Genomic DNA, 8,245 nt, shown 5'->3' on the forward strand with positions numbered 1-8,245 from the left:
ACATTTCCGCCGAACAGCAAGCCATCGTCGACGCGATCATCGGACCAAAAGTCACGCACTAAGGAAATGAGCCAAGTCAGGTCCCCGGCCAGGCGCACGACGTGGAAGGGATCCATGACCGGGGCCGCGTCGGGCAGTTCCTCGGCAGCGGCAGTCTTGAACCCGGTGAACCCGTCCATCGCGACGACCTCGATCCCGTCCCGCCAGGCCTGGGGGCGCTCGTTGAGCCAGGCGGCGAAGACCTGTTTGGAGCGCCCTTCGACCATGTCCAGCAGCCGTGACGGGCCCGTGCCCTCTCGTACGGGGGTGAGGTCGATGATCACTGTGACGTATTTGTCGCCACGGCGGGTGTGCCGCCAGACGTGCTCATCAACCCCAATGACCTTCACCCGGTCGAACCGGTCCGGGGCATCGATCAACACCCTCTTGCCCTCGGCGAGGACTGCGGTGTTCGCGGTGTTCCAGGACACGCCCAACCCTTCGGCGACGCGGGCCACGGTGAGGTGCTGACAGACGATCCCTTCCAGCGCCCAGCGCAGGGCGGCGCGGGAGAGTTTCGCTCGTGGTTCGGCGGCTTTCGTGGTGTCTTGCCGCCAGACAAGCCCGCATCCGGCGCACCGGTACCGGCGGATCCTGATCAGCAGGGTCGTGGGCCGCCAGCCGAGTGGTTCATGCGCGAGGGAACGCGTGAGGGTGTCCCTCGGCACGCCCTGCGCGCCGCACAGCCGGCACCGGGCAGGTGGACCGGGCCCTGGGCGAAGCAGCGCTCTATGGCCGGTTCGCTCACGGCGACCTCGCATCGATCCTGAACGCGAACGTCAGGCGCACCACTACCCACGCCGCGGACGAAACCCGATCCCTGACCCAAGGAACGAGCGCCTGGGCAGGCCTCGGCACCAGGGCACCGATATCGGCGAAGGAGCCGAACCGATGAGCCCGGTCACCACCACGAAAACCACTGCACCGGCACTGCCGGCCGAGCTCGAAGCGCTGATGCGGCAACTGAAAATGCCCCACGCCCGGGCCCTCGCGCCTGAACTGATCGCGACCGCCCGCGCCCAGCGCTGGGAACCGGCCGAGATCATCAAGGCACTCTTCGCCGAGGAGGCCGCGGGCCGGGCCCGGTCGATGCTCGCCACCCGCCGCAAAGCAGCAGGCTTCCCGACGGGGAAGACCTTCGACGCCTGGGACCCGGAGGTCTCCTCCATCCCGGCACCGACCCAGCAGGCCCTGCGCACCCTGGAATGGATCACCCGGCGCGAAAACCTCGTCGTCTGCGGGCCCTCCGGGACCGGGAAAACGTTCTTCCTCGAGGCCCTCGGCCAGCAAGCCGTAGAAGCAGGGATGCGCGTGGCCTGGTTCAGGCTCGAAGACCTCGGAGCCCTCATCCGCGCCCACCGCACCGATGACAGCGTCACCCGCGCAGTAACGAGAATCCTGAGAGCCGAACTCGTCGTGATCGACGACATCGGCCTGTTGCCGGTGGCCACCGACGCCGCCGAAGGACTCTACCGGGTCGTGGACGCAGCCTACGAAAAACGCTCCGTCGCGATCTCCTCGAACCTGGACCCAGCAGGCTTCGACGAACTCATGCCCAAAACCCTCGCCACGGCCACCGTCGACAGGCTCCTGCACCACGCCCACGTCTGCCAAACCAGCGGCGATTCCGTCCGCCTCACCCAGGCCCTCGCCGGAAAAGGAGTCACCCAACTGAACTAACCAAAACCCGACGATGGCCAATCCCGCCGAACCGATCAGTGGGCAGATCTATTGGCTATCACCGGGCAGTTTTACTGGCCACCAGCGGGCATATCAACTGGCCGCCGGTGGGCAGAAACTAATGGCCATTGACACGGGCATCATTCCACCAGCTCTGCCGTCCTACGCAGACTGCAGAATCCACCCTTCGGTGTCATCCGGAATGGTGGACTCGTTGAAAGCGTCCGCCGTCGGATTCGAGGTCGGAGCCAGGGCACCAGAAGCCAGGCCAAGCAGCCATTAATCTGACTGATCGGTCCACAATCAATCGCCCACGCAAAACGCCCGGCTGGGAAACCCCAGCCGGGCGCTACGTCTTACTTGCTACGGGTTAGGCGCTAACCGCCAGTGCTAGCTGCGGTGTGCCGCGATCCGTGCGGGCCCTTCGGTACCCCAGGCTGCAGCCTTCTCGTACGTCTGGGCGGCGCGGAGCACCTTGCGGTCCGCGTGCCGCGGACCGATGATCTGCAGTCCCGCTGGCAGGCCAGCCTCGGTGAAGCCGCAGGGAACGCTGATGGCCGGCTGCTGCGTCATGTTGAACGGGTAGGTGTATGGAGTCCAGCTCGTCCAGTTCGGAGAGTGCCAGCCTTCCGGCGCGTCCCTGTCCCGCGGGAAGGCAGCGATGGGGAGCGTGGGGGTCAAAAGCAGCTCGTAGGTTTCGTGGAACCGTCCCATCTTCACCCCCAGGTCCATGCGCACGGCGGTAGCGTCGAGGAAGCCCGAAGCGCTGATCTCGCCTTGTTCCCGGATAGAGCGGCGCAGCCCCGGATCCACGTTGTCGATCGCGCCCGGTCCATAGGCCTCGAGCACCTTGGCGGCACCGGCAAACCAGAGAACGTGGAAAGCCTCCACGGGATCCTGGATGCCGGGATCAACTTCCTCAATGATGGCCCCGGCGTCAGCCAGAACGTCCACTGCGGCCCGCACAAGCCGCTCGATTTCCGGATCATTCGTGCCGAAGCCCAGCGTGGGCGAGAAAGCAATGCGCATCCCCTTCACACCGTCGTTCAAACCGTCCAGGAAGGAGCCTGCCGGCGTCGGGAGTGCAGACCAGTCGCGCGAATCGAAGCGGGTGATCACATCGAGCAGCAACGCAGTGTCCCCGACCGTGCGGGTCATCGGCCCGGCATGCGCGAGGGTCCCGAACGGGCTCGCAGGGAACATGGGAACCAGTCCATAGGTCGGCTTGATCGCAACAGTTCCAGTGAATGCTGCCGGGATCCGCACCGAGCCGCCGCCGTCCGTACCGACCGACCATGGGCCCATTCCAAGTCCTACGGCCGTGGCACTGCCGCCGCTTGAGCCTCCCGACGTCAGGCCCGCGGCCCGAGGGTTGCCCGTGGAGCCGTGGCGAAGGGAATCCGTCACTCCTTTCCAAGCAAACTCCGGCGTGGTGGTCTTTCCGAGCAGTACCGCGCCAGTCTCGCGCAGCCTCGCCACGCACGGAGCGTCATCGTTCCAGGCCGCATCCGCATTGATGAGGTTGGTCCCACGTAGAGTGGGCCACCCCCTGGTGTAGAAGATGTCCTTAATGGACGTGGGAACGCCGTCGCCGGGACCCAGCGGCTTGCCGCTGCGCCACCGGGCTTCGGACTCACGTGCCTCCTGCATCGCGCTATCGGCCTCAACGGAGACGAAGGCGTTGACCTCGCTGTTTCCCGCGTCTATGGCATCCAGCGCAGCCTGGGTGGCGTCAACTGGTGAGACGGTGCCCTCGCGGTAGCCCGCCAGCAGCTCGATTGCCGTCAGATTGGTCAGATCGGTCAAATCACTCATTCTTTTCCTCCTGCTGGTTCCGCTCCGAATCCATGATCGCTTCGTTCTTGTTCCCTAGACGCGGGGGAGGGCCATGTACTTGATCTCCAGGAACTCGTCCAGCCCCACCCGGCCGCCCTCACGGCCAAGGCCGGAGGCCTTGATGCCGCCGAAGGGTGCGGCGGGGTTGGAGACGATGCCCGTGTTCAGGCCCACCATGCCGACCTCCAGCTCCTCGCCTACGCGGAAGGCGCGGTCCAGGTCCTGGGTAAACAGGTAGCTGGCCAGGCCCCACGGGGTGTCGTTGGCCAGCCGGACCACTTCCTCTTCGGTGTCGAAGGGAATCACCGGGGCCACAGGGCCGAAGATCTCCTCGCTCATCAGTGCCGCGTCCGGACTAACGTCCGAAAGGACCGTGGGGGAGTAGAAGTACCCGTTGCCCTCGGGACGGGAACCGCCGCAGACCACGGTGGCACCCTTGGCGACGGCGTCGTCCACCAGTTCCTGGACCTTGTTCAGGGCCTTCGCTTCCACCAAGGGGCCGACGTCGGTGCCTTCCTCGGCGCCGTCGCCCACCTTGAGTGCCCCGAGACGCCTGGCGAGACGTGCCGAGAAGTCCGCGGCCACCGAGCGCTGAACGAAAATCCGGTTGGCGGCCGTGCAGGCCTCGCCCATGTTCCGCATCTTGGCCGCGAATGCGCCTTCGACGGCCCGGTCCAGGTCGGCATCCTCAAACACGATCAGGGGAGCGTTGCCGCCGAGTTCCATCGAGGAGCGCATGACGTTCTTTGCGGCCTGTTCCAGGAGCCGGACGCCCACTCCGGTGGAGCCGGTGAAGCTGACCTTGCGGGCGATGCCGCTCTCCATCCAGGGGGTGACCACCTCGGAGGCCTTGGTGGTGGTGACGACGTTCAGCACACCCTTGGGCAGCCCGGCCTCGATCAGGATGTCCACCAGCGCCAGGGAGGACAGCGGGGTGAGGTTGGCGGGCTTGAAGACCATGGTGCAGCCAGCAGCGATGGCAGGGCCGATCTTCCGGGTGCCCATGGCGAGCGGGAAGTTCCATGGCGTCACCAGCACGCACGGGCCCACCGGCTCCTTCGAGACGAGAATGCGGTTCTTGCCGTCGCCGGTAGTGGTCAGGTCGCCGCCGATGCGGACTGCTTCCTCAGAGAACCAGCGGAAGAACTCTGCTGCGTAGGCCACTTCGCCCTTGGCTTCGGCGAAGGGCTTGCCCATCTCGGTGGTCATAATGAGGGCCAACTCGTCCTGCCGGGCCATGATGAGGTCGAAGGCGCGGCGCAGGATTTCGCTCCGGTCGCGGGGCGGGGTCTTGGCCCACTGCTTCTGTACCCGGCCGGCTGTTTCGATCGCCCGGCGGGCGTCCTCTGCGCCGCCGTCGGCGACGGTGGCGATGACTTCCTCCGTGGCCGGGTTGACAACGTCAAACCGGGCACCCGAAGCGGCCTCGGACCATTCGCCGTCGATGAACAGGTTGGTGCTCACCTTGGCGACGGCGTCCAGTGCCTTTTGGGAGGTCCGGGAGTTGGTGGTTGCCTGGATGGTCATGAGTAATCCTTTTCTGCTGTGGAAGGGAGTGGCTTGTGGCTGGCGGAGTCTGCCTGTTCGCCGGGATCGAGAAGTTGGGCCAGGTGGCGGCCCGGTCTGGAATTGTCGAGCTGCTGTACCTGCATCGCGCAGGAGAATCCGTCGGTGAGGACCACGGAATCCGCATCCGTCTGGCGCAGGGCGGGGCCCAGTGACTGCTCGGCCACCTGCATGCTGACGTCGAAATGCTCCTTTTCAAAGCCGAAGTTGCCGGCGACGCCGCAGCAGCCGGTGGCGTCCACGACGTCGGCGACGCCCACGGCGCTGAGCGCCGAACGCTGGGTGCCGGCCCCGAAGACGGAGTATTCGTGGCAGTGCGTCTGCAGCACCACCTGTTCCGGCAGCGGCTCTGCGGGCGCCGGTTTCCAGCCTGACTTGGTGAGCCCTTCGATATGGGACGCGAAGCTGCGCACCCTCGCTGCGACCCGGCGTGCCTGGTCCGTGTGGACCAGTTCGGGCAGGTCTTTGCGCAGCGCGGCGGCGCAGCTGGGTTCGACCACCACGATCGGGCGGTCCGTCCCATCGTCGAGCGCAACAGCCGCCTGGCCCAGGAGCTTTTTGGCCGTCTCCAGCTGGCCGGTGGAAATCCAGGTCAAGCCGCAGCAGGCGTCGGCGGAGCATTCCGTGGGCGTACCGGTGGCGGCCAGAACGCGGGCTGCTGCTCCGGCCACCTCCGGACGGAAACCGCGGGTGAAGGTGTCCACGAACAGAACCACCCCGTCCCCGCTTAGCTCGTTTCCGCGGTCGGGGTGCTTGCCAACAGGCCCGACGCTGGCCGCCGCCACTTCCCGGCGCCACTCGTTCGCTCCGGCGAACCGGGGCAGTGTCCGCTTGGTGGTGAGCCCGCCCAATGCCGACGCAGCCTTGGCCAGCGGCGTGGCCATGACGGCATTTACGAGTGGCGCCATCCGGCCGGTGATCTTGAGCCAGCGGGGCAGCCAGCCCAGCGAGAAGTGCGAGAGCGGGCGCCGTTTGCCCTCGTAATAGTGAGAGAAGAACTCGGATTTGTAGGTGGCCATATCCACGCCGGTGGGACAGTCACTGGAGCAGGCCTTGCAGGAAAGGCAGAGGTCAAGGGCTTCCCGGACCTCCTCCGACTTCCAGCCTTCCTCGACGCTGCGGGCTCCGCGGACCATGTCCTGGAGTACCCGGGATCGGCCGCGGGTCGAGTCCTTTTCGTCCTTGGTGGCGCGGTAACTCGGGCACATGACGCCGCCGGCATCCGTCCGGCAGCGACCGACGCCGATGCAGCTCTGGACAGCGTGGACCCAGGGGCCAGTGCCGCCGCCGGCAGATGTCTCGGGCGGGTCGGTCTCGGCCAGCCAACCGCCTCCGGCGCCGAGGGGGCGAAGATCGAAGCTGGTCCGCCATTGGCGCTGCGGGACACCGTCGAGGGCAAGGTTTGCGTCCATTGCGTCAGCCCCCGTCAGTGATCCGGGGTTCAGGATTCCTGCGGGATCCCAGATGCGGCGGTAGCTGCTGAAAGCCGCCAGCATGCTCTGCGAGTACATCATCGGCAGGAGTTCCGAGCGTGCCCGGCCGTCGCCGTGCTCACCCGAGAGCGAGCCGCCGTGGCGGACCACCAGCTCGGCGGCTTCGCGCGTGAAGTTCCGGAATACGGCGCGGCCAGCCGCGGTGCGCAGGTCGTACGTGATGCGGATGTGCATGCAGCCAGCGCCGAAGTGGCCGTACATGACGCCCTTCAAATCGTGGCGCGCCAAGAGTTCCCGGAAGTCCGAGAGGTAGTCGGCCAGCCTATCCGGTGCCACGGCGGAGTCCTCCCAGCCAGGCCAGGATTCACCTCCGGTGGAGAGCCGTGCGGAGAGCCCTGCGCCGTCCTCCCGGACCCGCCACAGGGATGCGCGTTCGATGCTGTCCGGAACGGTGCGGCCGTCAATCAGCCGCCCGTTTTCCGTCAGGCGAGCCAGCAGGCGGTCTGCTTCGGCCTGTACCTCGCCCGGGTTGTCGCCGTCGAGGTCAACGTAGAGCCAGGCCTTGCCCTCGGGCAGGCCCAGCACTGAGCTGTCCCCGCGGCGGAAGCGCATCGTGTCCACGATGGCCTCGTCGATGCCCTCCACGGCAGCGGGGGAAAACTGCAGGATGGTCCCGATATCCCGCGCCGCGTCCACCACGTCTGCATAGCCCAGGCAGACCAGCAGGGCGCTGGCAGGCTTGGGGACAAGCTTCATCCGTGCGCCCACGATGACGGCGCAGGTCCCTTCCGAGCCAGCCAAGGCGCGGGCCACGTTGAAGCCTCTTTCCGGCAGCAGGTTGGCCAGGTGATAACCGGAGACCTGACGCTTGATGCGTTCGAGTTCCAGCCGGAACTCGGAGAGGTGGCTGTGGGTGAGGTCCTTGAGCGAGGTGGTGAGTGCCGCGGCGCGGGCTGCCGAGGCAGCGTCCGCGGGGTCAGTTGCGCGCAGTCCGGTGGCAGTTGCAGTGAGCCGGGCGCCGTCTGAGGTGACGACGTCGATCTCCGCCACGTGGTCAGAGGTCCGGCCGTAACGTACTGAATGATTGCCACAGGCGTCATTCCCCAGGGAGCCGCCGACCGTTGCGCGGTTCTTGGAGGAGGGGTCCGGGGCAAAAGTGCAGCGCTGTCCCGTCGCCTTCTCCACTTCACGGGAGAGGACGGCGAGCACCACGCCGGGATCTACGGCCACCGTTCCGGTGGCCTCATCGATGCTGTGGATGCGGTTCATGTGCCGGGAAAAGTCCAGGACGACGCCGGGACCCATGGCATTGCCGGCCATCGAGGTGCCTCCACCACGGCCAATAAGCGGCGTTGCGGTTTCGCGGCAGGCCGCAACAGCGGCGAGAACATCCTCCACGGTGCGCGGGAAGACCACGGCCAGCGGGGCCACCCGGTAGTTGGAGGCATCGTAGGAGTACTCGGCGAGGCGGCGCGGCGAACTGTCCGCTGCCACGCCGGCCGACGCCAGGCGGGCGAGGACCGCATGTTGCGCGGCGTCCCGGACATCTGGCGTGCCGGAGCCCGTTGCCGGGCTCGGTGGAGAATGAACGGCGTCAATCATGGGAGGGCTCAGGCTCCTGTGGTGGCGGGGATGGCTCCGGTGACGGCGCCGACGGCTGCTTCGAAGCGTTCCAGGCCAAGGGTGATTTC

General features: G+C 66.7%; 4 protein-coding genes and 2 pseudogenes. 2 read left to right on the forward strand and 4 right to left on the reverse strand.

The features are described from left to right. Window positions 1–80: 80 nt before the first annotated feature. Window positions 81–731, reverse strand: a pseudogene (locus tag DWV11_RS14390) (ISL3 family transposase); the annotation flags it as partial. Between DWV11_RS14390 and DWV11_RS20570 the strand changes: the two are divergent. Together DWV11_RS20570 and istB are read left to right on the forward strand one after the other, a co-directional pair. Further along, window positions 719–934 (forward strand): annotated as a pseudogene (locus DWV11_RS20570) (hypothetical protein); the annotation flags it as partial. The pseudogenes DWV11_RS14390 and DWV11_RS20570 overlap by 13 nt on opposite strands. Further along, window positions 931–1,719, forward strand: a complete 789-nt coding sequence (gene istB, locus DWV11_RS14395; RefSeq protein ID WP_115789610.1) for an IS21-like element helper ATPase IstB — start codon at window positions 931–933, stop codon at window positions 1,717–1,719. The pseudogene DWV11_RS20570 and the gene istB, both read left to right, overlap by 4 nt. Window positions 1,720–2,109: 390 nt before the next feature. Here istB and DWV11_RS14400 read toward each other — a convergent pair whose 3' ends face one another. From DWV11_RS14400 to DWV11_RS14410, 3 genes are all read right to left on the reverse strand, one after another. Further along, complete coding sequence (locus DWV11_RS14400) at window positions 2,110–3,525, reverse strand: amidase (protein WP_210725761.1); 1,416 nt, start codon at window positions 3,523–3,525, stop codon at window positions 2,110–2,112. A 63-nt stretch (window positions 3,526–3,588) separates the two neighbouring features. Further along, window positions 3,589–5,082, reverse strand: coding sequence for an NAD-dependent succinate-semialdehyde dehydrogenase (locus tag DWV11_RS14405; RefSeq protein WP_115789612.1), 1,494 nt, complete (start codon window positions 5,080–5,082; stop codon window positions 3,589–3,591). Continuing rightward, window positions 5,079–8,156: an FAD-binding and (Fe-S)-binding domain-containing protein gene (locus DWV11_RS14410; protein WP_115789613.1), complete on the reverse strand. Its 3,078-nt coding sequence runs from the start codon at window positions 8,154–8,156 to the stop codon at window positions 5,079–5,081. Before DWV11_RS14410 ends, DWV11_RS14405 begins: the two co-directional genes overlap by 4 nt. Window positions 8,157–8,245: the final 89 nt, after the last annotated feature.

Source organism: Arthrobacter silvisoli, from assembly GCF_003369445.1.
Classification (GTDB): domain Bacteria; phylum Actinomycetota; class Actinomycetes; order Actinomycetales; family Micrococcaceae; genus Arthrobacter; species Arthrobacter silvisoli.

Bases quoted from the DNA above. Each gene is read 5' to 3' on its own strand.
- istB (WP_115789610.1), top strand. From the start codon at position 931: ATGAGCCCGGTCACCACCACGAAAACCACTGCACCGGCACTGCCGGCC.
- DWV11_RS14405 (WP_115789612.1), bottom strand. From the start codon at position 5,082: ATGACCATCCAGGCAACCACCAACTCCCGGACCTCCCAAAAGGCACTG.
- DWV11_RS14410 (WP_115789613.1), bottom strand. From the start codon at position 8,156: ATGATTGACGCCGTTCATTCTCCACCGAGCCCGGCAACGGGCTCCGGC.